Here is a 17,944-nt window from a genome sequence, read left to right on the forward strand (position 1 = left end):
TGCTGTCCTTCGGCGCGGGCCCGTCATCGGGTAGCGGCGCCCCCATGGCGCCCTAAACAGCATACATCACACGTCTGCTGGCTCGGGTCTCTTCGCTATAGTTCACGCATGACGGAACGCGATGGCGCTGACGACCAGATGACCGGAGCGCTCTCGCTGCCCCTGCGCGCGCCGGCCAAGCGGCTGGGAGTCGTGGTGGTCGAGGCGCTCGTGGACCTGATCGTGTCCGGCGAGCTGGAGCCCGGGGACACCCTCCCGCCTGAGCAGCCGCTCGGCCAGCAGTTCGGCGTCAGCCGGACCGTCCTGCGCGAGTCGGTCAAGAAGCTCGAGGAAAAAGGCCTCGTGACCGTCAGTCAGGGCCGCGGCACGGTCGTCCAGCCGACCAGGTCCTGGAACATGCTTGACCGTGTGGTGCTCGAGGCGCTGATCGCCCACGATCGCTCGCTGGGCGTCCTCGACGAGATCACGGTGGTCAGGGCGCAGCTGGAGTCGGCGATGGCGCGGGAGACAGCGGCCACGCGCTCGCACGCCGAGCTGGAGGCGCTGCGCGCCACCCTGGAGGAGATGCGGACGTCCCTCGATGACGTCCCGCGCTTCCTTGCGGCCGATGTCGCCTTCCACGAGACCGTGATGGCGATGTCGCACAACCGCCTGGCGGAGAGCATCGCGCGGTCGCTGTTCGAGCGCGCACGGGAGAGCAGCCGGTACTCCGTCGACGTGCCCGCCACCTTCCACGAGCAGACCCTCCAGGAGCACGAACAGGTTTTCGCCGCCATCGCGGCCGGGTCGGCCGACGAGGCGGCTTCGACCATGCTCGGGCACATCGTGGACGCCTGGACGCGCAGGCGGCCGGCTGACCATCGAGGGACGAAGAGCGCCAAGTAGGCCCCCAAGCGTTGGAGAGCATGCCGGTGAAGTAGACGGTGCCATGGACACGGACGGCGCGCAGGGTGTCGGGCAGCGTGGGGGTTCCGAACTGCTCGATGGCGCCGTTGACGCCGTCGGGGAGGATGGCGCGCACCTGCGCGGCGACGTCGCCGTCGGCGAGGAGGACGCGGTCGACGCCGAGCCGGGTCAGCGCGTCGCGCTTGGCCGCGCTGCGGGTGATGGACAGGACCGTCATCCCGAGGCGTTTGCCGAGGACGGCGGCGGCCATACCGGCGGCACGCAGCGGGCGGCAGGCTCCGGGCGGCACCGCTCCCTCAGGGGACGGGCGACTCCCGGGTGAGGCGGATCGCCATGTACTGGCGTGCGGGCAGGTCCGCGCGCACCCTGCCGGAGGACGTCACGAACGTCCACCTGCCCTCGGCGTCGGGCATGAAACGGACGCGGTAGACGCCGCCGCCGTCGCAGAAGCCACCGGCACGGCACTCACGCTCGCCGTCGTCAAGGACGACAGACAGCCTCACGTCGGTGAGGGGGTTGCCGCGTGCTCATCAGAGCGTCGTCGCGCGCTGTGCCGTGGCTTCCCACTCCTGGTGCGCGCGGTGGACGTGGTGCCACAACGCGGCCCGTTCGGGGGCCTCGACGTCCGCCAGGTCCAGGTGGAACACGTGGGCCAGCACGTCGTACCAGTCGTCGGCCGAGTCGAGGGTCCGCTCGGACGTGCCCGCGGCGTCGATCCGGCGCAGCACACAGCCGCGCAGCATGTCGACGCCCGTGGCGTCGCGGAGCTGTGCCTGGAGCACCCGGACGAACCCGGACTCCGGTGAGGTGGACAGCCGGTGGTGCATCGCGGCGAACGAGGACAGCTCCACCGGCTCCGGCGCGAGGACCATCGCCGTGAAGGCACCGCGGGGGTCATGGGTGAACCGCCAGCCGCCGGGCACCACCACCGACGGGGCCATCGTGTAGGTGAACGGCCCCTGGGTGTAGGTGCCCTGGCGTAGGGGCAGCGGTTCGTACATGCCGCCGGCGAGCCCGGTGTCGACCAGCCACCGCTCGCCGTCGAGCTCGACGGTCAGCGCGAGATGGTCGCCGCCCGGACCCTCGGGGTCCTCGACCTCGTCCTGTATCCCGGCCTTGTGCAGGGTCACGTCGTAGCCGAGGGCCGTCAGCAGCGCGGCGAAGGCTCCGTTGAGGTGGAAGCAGTAGCCGCCGCGTCCCCGCAGGATCCGGGCCACGGACTCCCCGGCGCCGATGCCGGTCAGCCGCCCCAGCTGGTTGTCGATGGTCTCGTAGGCGACCCGTTCCACCTGCGCCCGGTGCAGCGCGTGCAGCACCTCGACGGTCGGCGCGGCTGGTCGGGCCATACCCAGCACGGCCAGGTACCTGTCTACGTCGATCATGCTTCCCCTGTCCGAAACGGATGACCGGCCTGGTGTCCTGCGCCTGACGTGCAGATGCATACGGTCGGTGCAACGTTCGAGTATCGGGGCTTGTCACGCCGTCCGGATAGCCGTTATTCAGCGACCGGCCGGTAGTTCCCGACCCAACGATGCTGGTTCACCCGCTCACACGGGCTAGATAAGAGGCAGACCGGCGAGCACGGTGGAACCGTTGCACCATGACGCGCACCCCCCGGTCGGCCTCCGAAAGTGCCGGCGTGAACTACGTCGGCGAGCTCGCCCGGGCATGGGCCCTGATCGAGCCCATGCAGCAGTGGGTCGACGCGGCGCCCGGCGGTCCGCGGCCTCCGGAGGAGCTCGTGCAGGACTTCCTGCAGAGAGAGGATCCGTACCCGGCAGGCACCGCGGTGTTCGCCGCACGCTGGCGGCCAGGTCAGTGGGGCGTCGCCGTGATCATCGCGCGCGTCGACGACGACGAGTGGGCAGTGGAGTTCCTCGACCACTGGGAGATCGTCTTTCGCGACCACGTCGAGCTGTGCCCCGCTCTCTGGACGGCCGGGTAGACCTGCTCACTCCGTGCGAGCAAGCAGGCCGGGCAGCCTCAGCTCACAGCAGCTCGACGCCGTCGGCCTGCGGCCCCCGGTCGCTCTGACGGACCTTGAACCGGACCCGGTCACCTTCCTCCAGGACCTCGTCGCCCCGCACGACCGACACGTGCACGAACAGGTCCGCGCCCCCGGCATCAGGGGTGATGAAGCCGAAACCACGGTCCGCGTCGTAGCGCGCCACTGTGCCCTCACCTCCGCGCACAGGCCCGCCCGACGCCGCGGGGCGGCTCGGCCGACCGCGGTCCGTGGCCGCGCGTGCACTCCCGGAGCCGCGCACGAGCCGCACGTTGCGGGCGTTCGGGCCCTTGTCGCCGTCGACGACGTCGAACGTCACGCGGGCACCCTCGGCGAGCTCGGTCAGACCCGGGCCGAGCGCCCGGACGTGGACGAAGACGTCCTCGGCACCCGAGTCGGGAGCGATGAAGCCGAAGCCCTTGGTGTCGTCGTACCAGGACACCGTGCCGTCCGCGCCGTCGGATGCCGACTGTGCAGACTGTGCTGCCTGCGCCCCGAGCGGTAGCAGGTGGTCCGCCTGCGGCCCCTTCTCCCCGTCGACGACGAGGAACGCCACCCGCTGCCCCTCCGAGATCACACCGCCCCCGACGATGGCCGAGCTGTGCACGAAGATCTCGCCTCGACCGTCGTCGGGCGTGACGAAGCCGTACCCCTTGGCCGGCTCGTACCAGCTGACGGTGCCGAGCACGCCGACGGGCGCGTCCGCGGCCCGGTCGCCCGTGACACGGACGCGGCGCGCCTGCGGGCCGCGCTCACCCTCGCCCACCTCGAACTCGACGGCCTGCCCCTCGCGGAGAAGCTTCGGTCCGTCGTCGCCGACGATCTCGGACGCGTGGACGAACAGGTCCTCGGCCTCGTTCCCGAGGTCGATGAAGCCGAAACCTCGGTCGGCGTCGAACCATCGGACAGTTCCCTGGGGCACTAAGACTCCTCAACTCGGCAGACATTGCTGTTGTCCAGTGTCCCTGACGGAACCCCGGTCACGTGCGTCCAGCCGTCGAGCTCCGTCGATTGCGGCCCGGAGGTCAGCTAGCCGACGGCGGCGCAGCCGATGCAGGTGCGGGCCGTGGGCCGGGCCAGCAGGCGGTCGCGTGCGACTTCTTGTCCGCAGCGTTCGCAGCGGCCGTAGCTGCCGGTGGCGATCCTCTCGAGTGCGGCGTCCACGTCGGTCAGGTGGTTTCTGGCCGCGGCGAGCAGTGTGCTCGCCTGGGAGCGCTCGAAGGCGATCGTCGCCCCTTCGGGGTCGTGCTCGTCGTCTGCCGCTGTGAGCCGTGACGCCTCCACCATCGAGGCGAGGTTGCCGGAAAGAGAGGAGATCAGGTCGGCCGTGCGCTCACGATCGGCTGTCAGGAGCCCACGGATCTCAGCGATCGGAGGCATCTCTCAGGCCGTCGTTCGGGCGTTGGGTAGCGCGGCAGAGAGCAGCAGACCGCCGACGGCCAGCCCTATCCGTCCGGGGGGCAGCTCGGGGGAGTGGTGATAGCTGCTGGTTACCGTGAACGCCTCCCCGGGCCGGACGCTGCGTGGCTCGATGAAGCCGTTCCGCGACCCCTGCGCATCCGAGAGGTCCGTGACGTCAGCCTGCACCCATACCTCGATCGGTTCGACTCGCTCGGTGGCGGCGGTCACTTCCGCACGCAGCTCATGGAGGTGGCCGGTGGCGTCGAGGGGCCGTGCGCCCGTGGACAGGATCCCGCGGAGCCTCGCCTCGATCCCACCGACTGTGACCGCTTCGTCGAGTGGTACGTCAAGGGCGATCGTGCTCGAGCTCGCCAGGACCACGGGGCCGTACGTCCTTTCGGGCGGGCCGAACGACAGCCCGCGCGGCACGCGGGGGAAACGTGACCTCATGCTGCTCAGTCCGTTGTCGATGCCGACGAGCTCCGCACCGCTCACGGCGTCTGCGAGCAGCGCTGCGAGCTCGGACGCGGCGGTACGGGCGTCACGCCGGACGGCATCCCACGCTCGGAACCAGCGTGGGTCAGGGGTCTGGAATCTCTCGAGCTGGGTGATCCGCCCGAACTCGCCGTCGGCGATCCGCTGACGGGATTCCTCCGCAGGGTGCTCGTGACGGACGTGATTGCGCGTGATGGCCTCGCCGACGTGCAGATCAAGGTTCTGCCAGGCGGCACGGGCCTTGGGGATATTGCCGCGCTTGAGCTCGACCAGGAGCAGCTGGCGTTCCGCGATCGCTGCTTGGACGGGTGACCTCGCGGCATGGGCGGCGTCCATGAGGCTGGAAGCGGCGTTGTCGAGGTCGGTACTGCGCTCTGCTGCCGCTTGCCCGGGCATCGCGGACTGCTTGAGCAGTCGCGTTCCGTTGTTCAGGGAGACCGTGTAGCGCTGTTCCAGCACGGCGTTCATCTGCTGCTCGAGCGAGATGAGGCGTGACTGCGACTGTTCGACCTGGCTGAGCAGGCCGAGGACGCCCGCGGCGAGGCCTCCCGCGTCGTCTCCCGCAAGGGCCCCGACGAGACGGCGCGCGCCGACCTGCGCCACCATCAGGGCGAGAGCGCTCAGCGGTTCCACCCTTGTGAGTGTGCCACCTGCCGTCGGGTGTGGGGAGGTGGTCGGTCACATGTGGGGGATGGGCCGCCGAAGCCCTCCACGGAGGCACCGGCGGGCTGCCTGGGCGTGCCGCGTTAGCGCTCACATCGGGCCTTTCGGAAGGGTTGCGGCGTTGGTAGCCTTTGCGCGGCTTGTGGTCACCACGCTGCATATCACTGCCTCGATCCTTCGAACGGACAACCATGAAGACAGCGAGGCACTCCGCGCGGCAGAGCGCGCACAGGTACCGGGTCATGTGGTCCGCCGCGCTCGCGGTGGCCGTCGTGGCCGTTCTTGCCTACCCGGTCATCGGGTTGATCTCCGGCGCGGCCGAAGCCGCGCGGGCCGCGGCTGTCGCGGCTCCCGGCGGCCCGCAGGCGAGTGCCCCGACCCCCACGGGCAGCCCGACTCCGACGGCCTCCCTGACCCCGAGGCCCAGCACTCCCGCCCCGAAGCCGAAGCCGAAGCCGTCGCCCACCGCGACCCCGCCGCCGTCGACCACCGCCGCGTCCGCAGGACGGATCAGCCCCGGGACCACGTACGAGGGCGACGCCACCCACTACGACGCCGCGGACGGCAACGGCGCCTGCAGCTTCGGGCCGAGCGCCGACATGATGATCGCGGCGATGAACGAGACCGACTACGAGACCTCCGGTGCGTGCGGCGCCACCGTGCTCGTCCGTGCGGCGAACGGCAACTCGGTCACGGTGCGCATCGCGAACGTGTGCCCCCTGCCCTGTGCCCCCGGGCAGCTCGACCTCAGCAAGCAGGCCTTCGCCGAGCTCGCCGATCCGATGCTCGGCCGGATCCCGGTCACCTGGAGCCTGCTGAGCCCCGGTAGTGCCGGCACGATCTCGATCCGGTACAAGGACGGGTCGAGCCAATGGTGGTGCGGCATCCAGGTGATCGACCACCGCAACCCGGTCGCGAAGCTGGAGGTCGACGCAGGGGACGGCTGGCAGGCGTTGCCCCGCACCGGGTACAACTACTTCCTCTCCGAGAACGGCAGCGGGTGCGGCGGCGATATCCGGATCACGGACGTCTACGGCGAACGGCTGACGGTCGGTGGGCTCCCGGTGCGCGCCGACGTCGTGCAGCCGACCGAGGTCCAGTTCGCCCAGCACTGACCCGACGCCGCGGTGGGTACTAGTCCCTGGTCGCCCGCTCCTTGGTCGCCCCTGGCGGTGGCGCGGTCGAGTCGCGGACGGTGAGGCTCGTGGCGAGCTGGATGTGGCGTGACGCGGGCTGGACGCCGTCCGCCATGGCGAGCACCGTCTCGACGGCCATCTGCCCCATGCCCGCCAGCGGCTGGTGCACCGAGGTGAGCTGCGGCGTCGTCCAGCTGGCCTGTGGCGTGTCGTCGAAGCCGACGACGCTGAGCTGCTCAGGCACGGCGACCCGCAGCTCGCGCGCCGCTGCGATGACGCCGACGGCGATCTCGTCATCACCGGTGACGACTGCCGTCGGCGGCTCGGGCAGCGAGAGCAGCTCGCGGCCGTGCGCGAGGCCGGTCTCGATCGAGAAGGGGTCGCTGCGTACCAGGGCCCGGTCCAGGCTGATCCCCGCGGAGTCCAGCGCCGCCCGGTAGCCGTGGAAGCGTTCGCGGGCGGCCGCCGAGGCGGTGGGACCGCCGATCCATCCGATGCGCCGGTGGCCCAGCTCCAGGAGATGCTCCGTGGCGGTGCGCGCGCCGGCCCAGTTGGCCGACCCGACGCTGACGGTTCGCGGGTCGTCCAGGCCGACCGGGTCGATCATCACGAACGGCACGTGCACCTCGTTCGCGGCCTGGAGCACGGCGTTCGGCTCCGCCAGCGTGATGCCGACGATGCCGACGACCCCGGACGCCTTCTGCTCGGCCACCCACGCCCGCGCGGCGGCCTTGGTGGCGCGCACCGCGCGGTCGGGCGCCAGCCGCACCAGGACGTCGGTCCTGGCACCCGTGGCCGCCGCGAGGAGGCCCTGGAGCACGTTGGAGATGTACGGCGAGTCCACCACGTCGGTCACCGCGGCGATGGTGCGGGTGCGCGTCGGTTCCCACTGCGCGGTGGTGGGCCGGTAGCCGAGCGCGGCGACCGCCTCCAGCACTCGCTTGCGCGTGTCCTCGGCGATGTCGAGGCGACCGTTGAGCGCCTTGGACGCGGTGCCGGGGGAGACGCCCGCCTCTCGCGCGACATCGGCGAGCGTCGCGCGCCCGGTCGAGGGCCTGCCGACCATGATGTTCCCTTCGTCGAAACTATTTCGAACCCTACCGGCCGCCGAGCGTGTCGTCAATCTCGCTCACGAACCTCCGTTCCGCAACCGTTGACGGTCGAAGAGGTCGCCGCTAGAGTCCCTGCTTGATCGATAAAGTTGCGAAAAGATTTCGCGACGCTCTCAACGAGGAGGGACAGGGTGATGAGGGTACTCACCAAGGCATGGACGGTCGGCGTCGCGCTCGTGACGGCCGGAGCGCTCGCCGCGTGCTCGGGTGCGGGAGGTGCGTCGAGCAGCGCCGACGGCGGTGGCGGTACCGCAGACGATCCGGTGACGCTGACGGTGTGGAGCTGGGACGGCACGGTCGAGCTGGCGGTCCCGGGGTTCGAGAAGGCCAACCCCGGCATCAAGGTCGAGGTGGTGAACGCCGGCTCGTCCTCCGACGAGTACCAGGCGCTCGACAACGCGATCCAGGCCGGGTCGGGCGTGCCGGACCTGGTGATGTTCGAGTACTTCGCGGTCCCGTACTTCGCGATCCCCGGCAAGCTCGCCGACCTGGGCCCGCTGGGCGCGACCGAGCTCGAGGCCGACTACGTGCCCTCGGCGTGGAACAACGTCACCATCGACGACGGGGTCTACGCCCTGCCCTCGGACTACGGCCCCGCCGTCATGTTCTGGAACGAGGCGACCTTCGCCAAGGCCGGGATCAAGGAGGCGCCCGCCACCTGGGACGAGTACTACGAGGCGGCCAAGAAGATCCGCGCCCTGGGCGACGACTACTACATCACGCAGGACACGAACGACCTCTTCTTCCTGCTCTCCCTGATCTGGCAGGCAGGCGGGCGCCCGTTCGAGGTCGACGGCACCACCGTGCACATCGACTTCTCCGACGAGGGCACCCAGAAGGCAGTCGCCTTCTGGCAGAAGATGCTCGACGAGGACCTGGTCAACACCAAGATCAGCGCCTGGTCCGACGACTGGAACCGCGCGCTCAACGACGGCACGCTCGCCTCGCAGAACATGGGCGGCTGGCTGACCTCGACCCTGCCCGAGCGGGCTCCGGACGCCGCGGGCGACTTCCGGGTCTCCCTCATGCCCCAGTGGGAGGAGGGCGAGAAGGTCGGCGCCGAGAACGGCGGTTCGGCCTTCGGCATCCCGGAGGCCGCGGCCAACAAGGAGGCGGCCTTCACGTTCCTCGAGTACTTCACGCACGGTGAGGGCCTGCAGCCGCGGGTCGACGCCGGTGCGTTCGTTCCGAACACGTCGGTGCTGGACAGCCCGGAGTTCCAGGACGTGAAGAACCCCTACTTCGGTGACCAGAAGACGGGCGAGGTCCTCGCGGAGGCCTCGAGCATCGCCGCCGTCGGCTGGCAGTACCCGCCGTTCTTCGAGTGGGCGCGCAGCACCTACGCCGACATCGCCACGCCCTTCTACACCTCGGGTGAGGGCTCGCTCGCGGAGGTTCTGCAGACCTGGCAGGAGCGATCCATCGAGTACGGCAACGAGCAGGGGTTCACCGTTGACTAACCGCAGGCGGCAGATCGGCTGGGCGTTCGTGGCGCCGTTCGGCATCCTGTTCGCCCTGGTGTTCATCGTGCCGATCACCTACGCCGCATATCTCAGCCTCTTCCAGGACCGGATGGTGGGCGGCTCGTCGTTCGTGGGCCTGGACAACTACGCCAAGCTCTTCGCCGACCCGCAGTTCTGGGACGGCGTCTCCCGCGTCGTCTGGTTCACGCTGATCCAGGTCCCGATCATGCTCGTGCTCGCCCTGGTGCTGGCCCTCGCGATGGACTCGATGCGCCTGCGCGGCATGCGGTTCATGCGGGTGGCGATCTTCCTGCCCTACGCCGTGCCGGCCATCGTCTCCACCCTGATGTGGGGGTTCATGCTGGGCGTGCGCTACGGGCTGTTCGGCAGCATCAACGGCTGGCTCGGCACCGACCTCGACCCGTTCCGGCCGAGCACCACTCTGATCGCCATCGGGATCATGGTGACCTGGGCCTTCACCGGGTACAACATGCTGATCTTCGACAGCGTGCTGAAGGCGGTCCCGCACGAGCTGTACGAGGCGGCGGCGATCGACGGCGCGGGGGAGTTCCGGGTGATCCGGGCGATCAAGCTGCCCGCGCTGCGCGGCTCGCTCGTGATCACGATCATCTTCTCGATCATCGGCACGTTCCAGATCTTCAACGAGCCGCAGATTCTCCCCTCGATGGTGGCCAACAGCGGGATCACGACCTACTACACGCCCAACCTCTACGCGTTCAACCTCGCGTTCACGGGCTCGCAGCAGGGCTACGCCGCCGCCCTCGCCCTCGTGATGGCCGCGTTCACCATCGCCATCGCGTACGCGGTCCAGATCCGGGGCATGAGAAATGCCCTCGACCAGTAGCCGGAGACCTCACATGACGACAACTGCCGATGTCCGGCGTCCCGGCCGCACGGCACGCCGACACCTGTACACCCTCACCAACCCCCGCAAGAGCGGCACCCTGACGTTCCTGACGGGGCTGTTCACCCTCTACTGCCTGGTGCCGCTGGTCTGGCTGACCATCAACTCCACGAAGTCCCAGGCGGACTTCGTCTCGAGCTTCGGCTTCTCGTTCGGCACGCGGTTCGCGCTGTTCGACAACATCGCCGAGGTGTTCACCTACGACGGCGGCATCTTCTCCCGCTGGCTGCTCAACACCGTGCTGTACGTGGTGGTCGGGGCAGTGGTCTCGACGTTTCTCGCGGCGCTGGGCGGCTACGCGCTCGCGAAGCTGGAGTTCACGGGCAAGCGGGTCTTCCTGTTCGTGGTGCTCGGCGCCATCTCGGTCCCGGGCATCGCGCTGGCCATCCCGCAGTTCCTGCTGTTCGCGCAGCTCGGCCTGACGAACACGCCGTGGGCGGTGCTGATCCCGTCGTTCCTCAACCCCTTCGGCCTGTACCTCATGTGGGTGTTCGCGGCCGAGGCCGTGCCCACCGGTCTGCTCGAGGCCGCGAAGATCGACGGCGCGGGGGAGTTCCGCACGTTCTGGCAGATCGCCCTGCCCATGCTCGTCCCGGCGACGGTGACCGTGCTGCTCTTCTCGTTCGTGTCGATCTGGAACAACTACTTCCTGCCCCTGATCATGCTCAAGGACCCCGACTGGTACCCGCTGACGGTCGGCATCAACCAGTGGAACAAGCTGGCCTCCACGGCCGGCAACGGCGAGCTGCTCCAGAACCTCGTCGTGACGTCGTCGTTGCTGACGATCATCCCGCTGATCGTGGCGTTCATCTGCCTGCAGCGCTTCTGGCAGTCCGGCCTGAGCCTCGGCGCCGTCAAGGGCTGACCCGACATCCATGAGAGAAGACAGAGAGAGCATGGTGGAGACCGAGATGACGCTGCCGGAACTGACGGGATCGACGGCACTGATGATCGACGGCGCGGCGCCGGCCGAGGCACCGCTCCGGCACGTATGGAACGAGTGCGTCGGCGCCGGCCGCGCGAACGAGGCGCTCCGAGCGGACTGGCAGGGACACTTCCGCGAGGCCGTCACGGAGCTCGGGGCGCGGTTCGTGCGCTTCCACGGGCTGTTCCACGACGACATGTTCGTCTACCGCGCGAGCGACGGCGGGGGTTTCGGTCCGCAGACCCCCCTCGACGAGCCGGTGCTGACCTTTGCGTATGTCGACAAGGTCTTCGACTTCATCCTCGAGACAGGCGCGCGTCCGTTCGTGGAGCTCGGCTTCATGCCGCGCGAGCTGGCCACGGAGACCGAGACGCTGTTCTGGTGGAAAGCGCACTGCAGCCCGCCCAAGGACATGGCGCGCTGGGTCGACCTGGTCGCCTCCACGGTGACGCACTGGATCGAGCGCTACGGCCTGGACGAGGTGCGCCAGTGGCGGTTCGAGGTGTGGAACGAACCGAACCTCGTGCCCTACTTCTGGACCGGCACCCGGACGCAGTACTTCGAGCTGTACGAGGCCACGGCCCGGGCGATCAAGGCGATCGACGGGGAGCTCAAGGTGGGCGGGCCGTCGACGAGCGTGTTCGTCCCCGACGACCGCTACAAGGGGGAGTGGGAGAACCGCGCCGTCGAGCAGGCGGCAGCGGAGGCGGACGACGTCGACGCGCTCGACTGGCGTCCCGTGTGGATCGAGGAGTTCATCGACTGGTGCGCGGGCCGCGACGTCCCGCTGGACTTCCTGTCCACCCACCTGTACCCGACCGACGTGGCGTTCGGTGCGTCCGGGCAGGCGCGCCACATCCGGCGCCACGTGGACGCGACCTATGACGACCTGGTCGCGCTCCGCAAGATCATCGCCGGGAGCCCGTTCCCCGACGCCGAGCTGCACATCACCGAGTGGTCGAGCTCGCCGTCGAGCCGCGACACCATCCACGACACGGTGTTCGCCGCGACCTACATCACCCGGGCCTACCTGCGGTGCGCCGCCCTCGCCGACTCGATCGCGTACTGGACCTTCACCGACGTGTTCGAGGAGGGCGGCGCCGGCATCGGCCCGTTCCACGGCGGGTTCGGCCTGGTCAACGAGCAGGGCCTGCACAAGCCGACGTTCCACGCCTTCTCCATGCTGTCCCGGCTCGGCGACACGGTCCTGGCGTCCAGCCCGCACGGGGTGATCACCCGGGACACGACGACGGGGGCGCTGTCCGCGGTCTTCCTCAACTACCCCGACGACATGGGCACCAGGGCGGTCGGCTCCGAGACGACCTACGAGGCCACGCGCAAGCTCGCCCAGGCCGGGCCGGGCCGCACCGTCCGCCATACCGTCGAGGGGCTCGTCCCGGGCACGGTGTACCAGGTCGAGCGGGTCGACTGGGAGCACGGCAACGTCGCGGAGGCGTGGCACCGGATGGGGGAGCCGCTCAACCTCACCCCCGCCCAGACGGCGGAGCTGCGCACCGTCGCCGACGCGCTGCACACGTCGACGCTGACGGTCTCGGAGGCTGGTGTCCTGGACATCGACGTCGACCTCCCGCCCTGGGCGGTGCTGTCGATCTCCCCGGTCGCCGACGGCTAACCTGTCGATCGCCGCCAGCTGGCCCTGACCGGACTGCCGGTCAGGGCCAGCTCGGTGCCGGGTGGGGCAGCGGGTGGGCGCTGCCGGGCCGCAGGCCGTCGAAGAGGACGCCGACGTACCGCCGCCACAGCTCCGGGGGCGGGTCGGCGAGGTAGTCGACGGTGTGCACCGGCGCGCACATCAGCAGGAAGACGTCCGTCCCGGTGATGTCGGGCCGGACGGCGCCCGCATCACGCGCCTTGTCGACCAGCAGGACGACCTCGTCGTGCACCTGGCGCTGGAGCCGCGCCAGCTCGGAACCGGGGGCCGGGACGGTCATCAGCACCGCCACCCTGCGGCGCTGCAGCCGGCCCGCCGCCTCGGTCAGGAACTCCAGGAGCGCAGCTTCCGGGTCGGGCGCGGCTCGCAGCCGCCGGGCGAGCGCCGTCAGCTCCTCCGCATGGCGCGCGGCGATCGCCGTGGCGAGCGCTTCCTTGGTCGCGAAGTGGCGGAACACGGTGCCCTTCGCTACGCCTGCCCGCCGCGCGATGTCGGCGATCGAGGCGTCGAGGCCCCGTGCGGCGAACTCCTCCTCGGCCGCGGTGAGCAGTGCCTCGCGGTTGCGGGCGGCGTCGGCGCGTAGGGGACGGGCGGCGTCGGCGATCGCGGCGTCGGCGGGTGCGGCGGGGGTCACGTCTCCGATCCTACCAAGTTGACCGTGCGGTCATGTTGCGTCTACGGTCGGCCTCATCAACATGACCGACCGGTCATTTTATGAGGAGGAATCATGGAGCTGCAGGGCGCCACTGCACTGGTCACCGGGAGCAACCGAGGTCTGGGACGGCACTTCGCGATGGAGCTGCTCAGGCGCGGGGCGAAGGTGTACGCGACCGCGCGTCGACCGGAGCTCGTCGACGTGCCCGGCGTGGAGGTGCTCCGGCTGGACATCACCGATCCGGCATCGGTCGACGCGGCCGCGGCGGCGGCGGGCGACGTGGACGTGCTGATCAACAACGCCGCGTACATGACGGGCGGCAATCTTGTGTCCGGCGACCTGGAGTCGATCCGGCTCGCGATGGAGTCGAGCTACTTCGGAACGCTCTCGATGATCCGGGCGTTCGCCCCGGTGCTCGCTCGCAACGGTGGCGGTGCCGTGCTGAACGTCCTGTCCGGGGCGGCCTGGCAGACGGTCGACGGGAACACCGCCTACGCCGCGGCCAAGGCCGCGCAGTGGAGCCTGACCAACGGCGTCCGGCTGGAGCTCGCCGGCCAGGGCACGCACGTGACCGCCCTGGTCCCGGGGATGATCGACACCGAGCCGATGCGGGCGTTCGCCGCGGAGCACGGTTACGAGCTGCCCGAGGGTGCGCTGGAAGATCCGGCACACGTCGTCGCGCAGGGCCTGGACGGCCTGGAGGGCAGGGAGGTCGAGGTGGTGCAGGGGTTCGCCGTGCACGCGAAGGCGGCGCTGGCCGGCCCGCCCCGGGCGCTCGACCCGGGTGCGCTCGACGGGGCGGCCTGAGCCCGGCTCGGTCCGGCGTCAGGCGACGCCGGACCGAGCCGTCAGGCGCCTACGATCGGTCCGAGCGCGCGGGCTCGGCCGGCTGGAGGTCGCTGAACACGTTGATCGAGGCCCTGGCGGCGTCGTGCGACGTCGAGAAGATGCCGCCGTCCTGGACCTCGGCCGCGCCCGGGAGCGTCACCGGCGACCCGACCTGCCGGTAGTTCAAGCCATCGTACGAGTAGGACGCCGACACCTGGCCGCCCACGCGGTCCAGCCTGACCCACACCGCGCGGTGCGTGTCGACCCGCGCCTGGCTCGCGCTGTCCAGGTAGCCGTCGCCGTTCGCGTCCCACTGGAAGACGACGCCGTTGCGCGGCGTCACGGCCGCTATCGCGTACCCGGACGACGCCCCGGGCGCGGTCATGTCGTTGCGGACCATGACCCCGCTCTTGGCCCAGGCGTTGGTGTCGTTGATCGTGTCCACGCGCACGGACACGCTCGACCCGGCAGTGAAGGAGCCCGTCCGGTAGAGCGCTCCGAACGCGTCGTCCCGCTGGCCACCCCCGCCCCATACGTCCGCGCCCGCGGCCGCGACACCGAAGGCGGCGCCCCGCTGCCCGAAGTAGCTGTCGCTCGCGGAGGCGGCAGTGGTCTCGTACTCGTCGCCGACCGGTGCGTCCACCGGGCACTGGGCGAGCCCGAACAGGTTGGCGTTCAGCGTCGTGCGGTACTGCGGCGCGACGCCCGCCTCGCACATGACGTCCAGCGCCCCCTGCGGCCAGCTCGTGCCCGCGACCGAGACGTTGTCGATGAGCTGGTTGTTCCGCTCCTCGGCGTTCGGGATCTGGGCGCCGCCGGAGTTGAACCAGTTCTCGCGGATCATGTTGTCGCTCGTGTTGTTGCCGTCGCTGTAGGCGTTGGTGAAGATCCACGGGTTGGTGCCCTGGAGCACGTTCTGCCGGTAGGTCGTGTAGCGCGTCCCCTCGTCGAGGTACAGGCCGACGCCGGAGACGTTGAACAGGTAGTTGCGCTCCACCACCGTGCCCGGGCTGGCCGAGAGGTTGTACAGCGACCCGCCGTCCGCGAACCGCGCCTTGGTGTGGTGGATCAGGTTGCCCGCGACGAGGTTGTCCTTGAGCGTCGTCGGGGTCGTGTACAGGGGGTGCCAGTTGTAGTAGCCGCGGCGGACGTACTCCGCGGAGCCGCCCGCGTCGTTGATGCCCCAGCCGTAGCCCGTGTCGATGCCGTCATAGGCGACGTTGGCGACCTCGTTGTGCACGATCTGGACGTTCGTCGCGTACGTGCTGAGGATGCCCGAGTTGTCCTTGTACTCGACGGCTACCCGGTTGACCGTGTTGTTCTCGATGCGGATGTCCTTGTTGATCATCCGCGGGTCGCTCGGGTGGTGCGCGTCCTCCCGCACCCCGCCGACGGCGATCCCGTGGCCGCCGACCTCGTTGAAGACGTTCCCCACCACGTCGATGCCGCTGGCGCCCAGGCCGACGCCCGAGAGCGTCGCGTTGGCGTCGTTGCCGATGCCGAGCGCGGTCTGCCCGAGGTTCGTGAAGCGGTTGTTCGTCAGGGAGATGCCGTGGGCCGCGGAGACCTGCACCGCCGCCGGCTCCTGGTACCAGGCGTCGAAGCGCGCTCGTTCGAACATCTCGCAGCCGCGGGAGCAGCTCGTGAAGGCATCGTCCGGGCGGTAGTCGTAGGCGTCCTTGATGAACGCGCCGTTCTGCTGGGTCGCGTAGCCGTGGGTGGACGGGCCCAGCCACGAGGTACCGGTGAACTCGATGCCGTCGAACGCGAGGCCCGTCACCGGCTCGTCGTAGGTGCCGCTGATGCTCACCAGCGACTCCACCTGCGGGAGCTCGACGTCCAGGTCGTCGGGGTCGACGCCGTCGCCGGGCTTGTAGTACAGCTTCCCCGCGGACGGGTCGAGGTACCACTCGCCGACCTGGTCGAGGAACGCGAGAGAGTTCTCCAGCGACCACGTGGGCCCGGCCAGAAACGAGTTCTGCACGGTGTCCCAGCCCCAGGTGTTGTTGTCCCACGCGGGCTGCGCCATGGTGATCGTCGAGCCGTCGATGGCCTCGACGGGGGAGTAGCGGTTGGTGAAGTCGCCGAGCGACTGGAACTCGATCCGCCCCTGGTCCGGCAGACCGCTGAGGTAGGCGAGCTGCTGGTTGTTGATGGTCAGGCCGGTCGGCGTGGGCGTGACGTCGGAGTTGGCCAGCGGCAGTGAGGCGCGCTGCGCGATGATCCCGTTCACGTAGAGCTGGCGGCTGTCGACGCCGACCGGCGTGTCCGCGACGTAGACGCCGGCCTCCTCGTCGTGGACCGACCACCCGGAGATCGGGCCGGCGCCGGAGATCACGGGCCGGGCGCCGGGCGCCGCCGTCCACCGCACGGTGTGGCCGTCGCGGCCGCCGTCGAGCGCATCGAACACGAGGGGCTCGGTGACCCTGTACGTCCCGTCCTCGAGCACGACGGTGACGTCCCTGCCCTTGCGGGCCTCGTGCCGGACCAGCTCCTGCGCGTGCTCGAGCGAGCAGGCGTGCCGTACGTCGCACCGACCGACGTCGCGGCCATCCGCCGCGGCGAAGTACGTGCGGTCCCTGCCCTGCTGTGCGGCCTGCGGTGCGGCCTGCGCCGCGGAGACGGGAACCAGCGCCGAGACGATCACTGCTACGGCGCTCAGGACAGCCATGGCTTCCGCTCTCCTCGATCGATGCCGGAATCTCGGAAATGTGCGTGACTGCGGTGTCATCGTTCCATCGCTTTCTGCTGAGGCGACTGGGCTTCCTCACCCGCCGCGAGAGTAGTCACACATATGACGTATGCGCAATGGTCGGCCGGGCGGGGGAGATGCCCCGGGAAGGCGCCCGGGCGATACGATGAGCGATCGTGCGGCCGCCGAAGATCGCGCGTCGGAGGAGGAGAGACACGTGTTTCAGCAGGCACCGACCAGCACGCAGGTGACGCGAAACCGGCCGGCGCTCGCCGAGGCAGTGATCCGGACGCTGGTGCAGGACGTCGTCACCGAGAAGTACGCGCCGGGAACCGCGCTGCCGTCCGCCGCGGTGCTGTGCGAGACGTTCACGGTGAGCCGCACCGTGATCCGCGAGGCGATCACGGCGCTCGCGGAGAAGGGGCTGGTCGCCGCGCGTCAGGGCTGGGGCACGGTGGTGCTCGACCGGGAGTCCTGGTCGCTGCTCGACACCATGGTTCTGGAGGCGATCTTCCAGCGCGACGACAGCCTGCTGTTCATGGACCAGCTCATCGGGATCCGGACGGTCCTGGAGGGCCTGATGGCGTCATCGGCGGCCCGGCAGATCGACGACGACGCCCGTGCGGCGCTGTCCCGCCAGTTCGACGCGCTGAACGCCGCGGTCGACGACCCCGAGAAGTACGCCGAGGAGGACATCGCCTTCCACTCCCTGGTGCACCGGATCTCCGGCAACGAGTTCGCGCGGGCGATCATCTCCAGCATCCAGGGCAAGGCTCGCCTCGTGTCCCAGTACACCGGCGCGCCGCCGAAGGGGCACAACGAACTGACGCACGAGGAGCACCGCCACATCTTCGAGGCCGTCCTGAGCGGTGACGCGGAGGCGTCTGCCGAGCTGATGCGCGCGCACATCTCTCGAAGCTGGGCCCGACGCCGCCCCAAGGGCTAGACATGATTCGTATGATGAGTTAAGACTCATGAAGATCACGGGCATCGGAGCCTGCTCACCGCTGCTGATCTTCCTCTTCTCGTAACGATTCCTGGTGGCGGGCATGACCGCCGGCGGGAC

At 69.8% G+C, this 17,944-nt stretch carries 16 protein-coding genes and 2 pseudogenes; 9 read left to right on the top strand and 9 right to left on the bottom strand.

Annotation, left to right across the window (positions count from 1 at the left end; all coding sequences use genetic code 11):
- The first annotated feature begins 108 nt into the window (after positions 1 to 108).
- The gene (locus AB0I32_RS18310) at positions 109 to 885 is read left to right on the top strand and encodes a FadR/GntR family transcriptional regulator (protein ID WP_357508515.1); all 777 of its coding nucleotides are present in this window, start codon (positions 109 to 111) and stop codon (positions 883 to 885) included.
- A 73-nt stretch (positions 886 to 958) separates the two neighbouring features.
- Here AB0I32_RS18310 and AB0I32_RS18315 read toward each other — a convergent pair.
- The 3 genes and pseudogenes from AB0I32_RS18315 to AB0I32_RS18325 form a co-directional block, all read right to left on the bottom strand.
- A pseudogene (locus AB0I32_RS18315) lies at positions 959 to 1,156 on the bottom strand (NADPH:quinone reductase); the annotation flags it as partial.
- Positions 1,157 to 1,202: 46 nt separating this feature from the next.
- Positions 1,203 to 1,415, bottom strand: a pseudogene (locus tag AB0I32_RS18320) (DUF5060 domain-containing protein); the annotation flags it as partial.
- A 21-nt stretch (positions 1,416 to 1,436) separates the two neighbouring features.
- Positions 1,437 to 2,288, bottom strand: a complete 852-nt coding sequence (locus AB0I32_RS18325; protein WP_357508517.1) for an arylamine N-acetyltransferase — start codon at positions 2,286 to 2,288, stop codon at positions 1,437 to 1,439.
- Positions 2,289 to 2,506: 218 nt separating this feature from the next.
- Here AB0I32_RS18325 and AB0I32_RS18330 point away from each other — a divergent pair, with 218 nt between their 5' ends.
- Complete coding sequence (locus tag AB0I32_RS18330; RefSeq protein WP_357508519.1) at positions 2,507 to 2,851, top strand: hypothetical protein; 345 nt, start codon at positions 2,507 to 2,509, stop codon at positions 2,849 to 2,851.
- A 43-nt stretch (positions 2,852 to 2,894) separates the two neighbouring features.
- On the opposite strand, the gene AB0I32_RS18335 is transcribed toward AB0I32_RS18330, so the two are convergent.
- From AB0I32_RS18335 to AB0I32_RS18345, 3 genes are all read right to left on the bottom strand, one after another.
- Positions 2,895 to 3,833 (bottom strand): cold shock domain-containing protein, encoded by a 939-nt coding sequence (locus AB0I32_RS18335; protein WP_357508521.1) that lies wholly within the window; start codon positions 3,831 to 3,833, stop codon positions 2,895 to 2,897.
- Between the two features lie 107 nt (positions 3,834 to 3,940).
- Positions 3,941 to 4,291, bottom strand: coding sequence for a TraR/DksA C4-type zinc finger protein (locus AB0I32_RS18340; RefSeq protein WP_357508523.1), 351 nt, complete (start codon positions 4,289 to 4,291; stop codon positions 3,941 to 3,943).
- 3 nt (positions 4,292 to 4,294) lie between these two features.
- Positions 4,295 to 5,440, bottom strand: a complete 1,146-nt coding sequence (locus AB0I32_RS18345; protein ID WP_357508525.1) for a hypothetical protein — start codon at positions 5,438 to 5,440, stop codon at positions 4,295 to 4,297.
- 221 nt (positions 5,441 to 5,661) lie between these two features.
- Here AB0I32_RS18345 and AB0I32_RS18350 point away from each other — a divergent pair, with 221 nt between their 5' ends.
- Positions 5,662 to 6,585, top strand: coding sequence for an expansin EXLX1 family cellulose-binding protein (locus AB0I32_RS18350; RefSeq protein WP_357508527.1), 924 nt, complete (start codon positions 5,662 to 5,664; stop codon positions 6,583 to 6,585).
- 19 nt (positions 6,586 to 6,604) lie between these two features.
- Here the strand turns inward: AB0I32_RS18350 and AB0I32_RS18355 are convergent, their stop codons facing one another.
- A complete protein-coding gene (locus AB0I32_RS18355; protein WP_357508529.1) occupies positions 6,605 to 7,672 on the bottom strand; it encodes a LacI family DNA-binding transcriptional regulator in 1,068 nt (355 codons plus the stop codon).
- Positions 7,673 to 7,852: 180 nt separating this feature from the next.
- Between AB0I32_RS18355 and AB0I32_RS18360 the strand changes: the two genes are divergently transcribed.
- The 4 genes from AB0I32_RS18360 to AB0I32_RS18375 are packed head-to-tail and all read left to right on the top strand — an operon-like array spanning position 7,853 to position 12,664.
- Positions 7,853 to 9,178 carry a sugar ABC transporter substrate-binding protein gene (locus AB0I32_RS18360; RefSeq protein ID WP_357508531.1) on the top strand — a complete coding sequence of 442 codons (1,326 nt, stop codon included), beginning with the start codon at positions 7,853 to 7,855 and terminating at the stop codon, positions 9,176 to 9,178.
- Positions 9,171 to 10,046 carry a sugar ABC transporter permease gene (locus tag AB0I32_RS18365; RefSeq protein WP_357508533.1) on the top strand — a complete coding sequence of 292 codons (876 nt, stop codon included), beginning with the start codon at positions 9,171 to 9,173 and terminating at the stop codon, positions 10,044 to 10,046. Before AB0I32_RS18360 ends, AB0I32_RS18365 begins: the two co-directional genes overlap by 8 nt.
- Positions 10,047 to 10,059: 13 nt before the next feature.
- Positions 10,060 to 10,971: a carbohydrate ABC transporter permease gene (locus AB0I32_RS18370; protein WP_357508535.1), complete on the top strand. Its 912-nt coding sequence runs from the start codon at positions 10,060 to 10,062 to the stop codon at positions 10,969 to 10,971.
- Positions 10,972 to 11,017: 46 nt separating this feature from the next.
- Positions 11,018 to 12,664: a beta-xylosidase gene (locus AB0I32_RS18375; RefSeq protein WP_357508537.1), complete on the top strand. Its 1,647-nt coding sequence runs from the start codon at positions 11,018 to 11,020 to the stop codon at positions 12,662 to 12,664.
- Between the two features lie 40 nt (positions 12,665 to 12,704).
- Here AB0I32_RS18375 and AB0I32_RS18380 read toward each other — a convergent pair whose 3' ends face one another.
- Entirely contained in the window at positions 12,705 to 13,337 is a 633-nt protein-coding gene (locus tag AB0I32_RS18380; protein WP_357508539.1) for a TetR/AcrR family transcriptional regulator, read from the bottom strand.
- Between the two features lie 93 nt (positions 13,338 to 13,430).
- Between AB0I32_RS18380 and AB0I32_RS18385 the strand changes: the two genes are divergently transcribed.
- A complete protein-coding gene (locus AB0I32_RS18385) occupies positions 13,431 to 14,165 on the top strand; it encodes an SDR family NAD(P)-dependent oxidoreductase (protein ID WP_357508541.1) in 735 nt (244 codons plus the stop codon).
- 49 nt (positions 14,166 to 14,214) lie between these two features.
- Here the strand turns inward: AB0I32_RS18385 and AB0I32_RS18390 are convergent, their stop codons facing one another.
- Complete coding sequence (locus AB0I32_RS18390; protein WP_357508543.1) at positions 14,215 to 16,857, bottom strand: right-handed parallel beta-helix repeat-containing protein; 2,643 nt, start codon at positions 16,855 to 16,857, stop codon at positions 14,215 to 14,217.
- Between the two features lie 238 nt (positions 16,858 to 17,095).
- Here AB0I32_RS18390 and AB0I32_RS18395 point away from each other — a divergent pair, with 238 nt between their 5' ends.
- Positions 17,096 to 17,824, top strand: coding sequence for a FadR/GntR family transcriptional regulator (locus AB0I32_RS18395; RefSeq protein WP_357508545.1), 729 nt, complete (start codon positions 17,096 to 17,098; stop codon positions 17,822 to 17,824).
- Positions 17,825 to 17,944 lie beyond the last annotated feature (120 nt).

This window comes from Promicromonospora sp. NPDC050249 (genome assembly GCF_040656015.1).
Taxonomy (GTDB): Bacteria; Actinomycetota; Actinomycetes; order Actinomycetales; family Cellulomonadaceae; genus Promicromonospora.

Bases quoted from the DNA above. Each gene is read 5' to 3' on its own strand.
- AB0I32_RS18310 (WP_357508515.1), top strand. From the start codon at position 109: ATGACGGAACGCGATGGCGCTGACGACCAGATGACCGGAGCGCTCTCG.
- AB0I32_RS18360 (WP_357508531.1), top strand. From the start codon at position 7,853: ATGAGGGTACTCACCAAGGCATGGACGGTCGGCGTCGCGCTCGTGACG.
- AB0I32_RS18340 (WP_357508523.1), bottom strand. From the start codon at position 4,291: ATGCCTCCGATCGCTGAGATCCGTGGGCTCCTGACAGCCGATCGTGAG.
- AB0I32_RS18375 (WP_357508537.1), top strand. From the start codon at position 11,018: ATGACGCTGCCGGAACTGACGGGATCGACGGCACTGATGATCGACGGC.
- AB0I32_RS18355 (WP_357508529.1), bottom strand. From the start codon at position 7,672: ATGGTCGGCAGGCCCTCGACCGGGCGCGCGACGCTCGCCGATGTCGCG.
- AB0I32_RS18330 (WP_357508519.1), top strand. From the start codon at position 2,507: ATGACGCGCACCCCCCGGTCGGCCTCCGAAAGTGCCGGCGTGAACTAC.
- AB0I32_RS18350 (WP_357508527.1), top strand. From the start codon at position 5,662: ATGAAGACAGCGAGGCACTCCGCGCGGCAGAGCGCGCACAGGTACCGG.
- AB0I32_RS18325 (WP_357508517.1), bottom strand. From the start codon at position 2,288: ATGATCGACGTAGACAGGTACCTGGCCGTGCTGGGTATGGCCCGACCA.
- AB0I32_RS18390 (WP_357508543.1), bottom strand. From the start codon at position 16,857: ATGGCTGTCCTGAGCGCCGTAGCAGTGATCGTCTCGGCGCTGGTTCCC.
- AB0I32_RS18370 (WP_357508535.1), top strand. From the start codon at position 10,060: ATGACGACAACTGCCGATGTCCGGCGTCCCGGCCGCACGGCACGCCGA.
- AB0I32_RS18385 (WP_357508541.1), top strand. From the start codon at position 13,431: ATGGAGCTGCAGGGCGCCACTGCACTGGTCACCGGGAGCAACCGAGGT.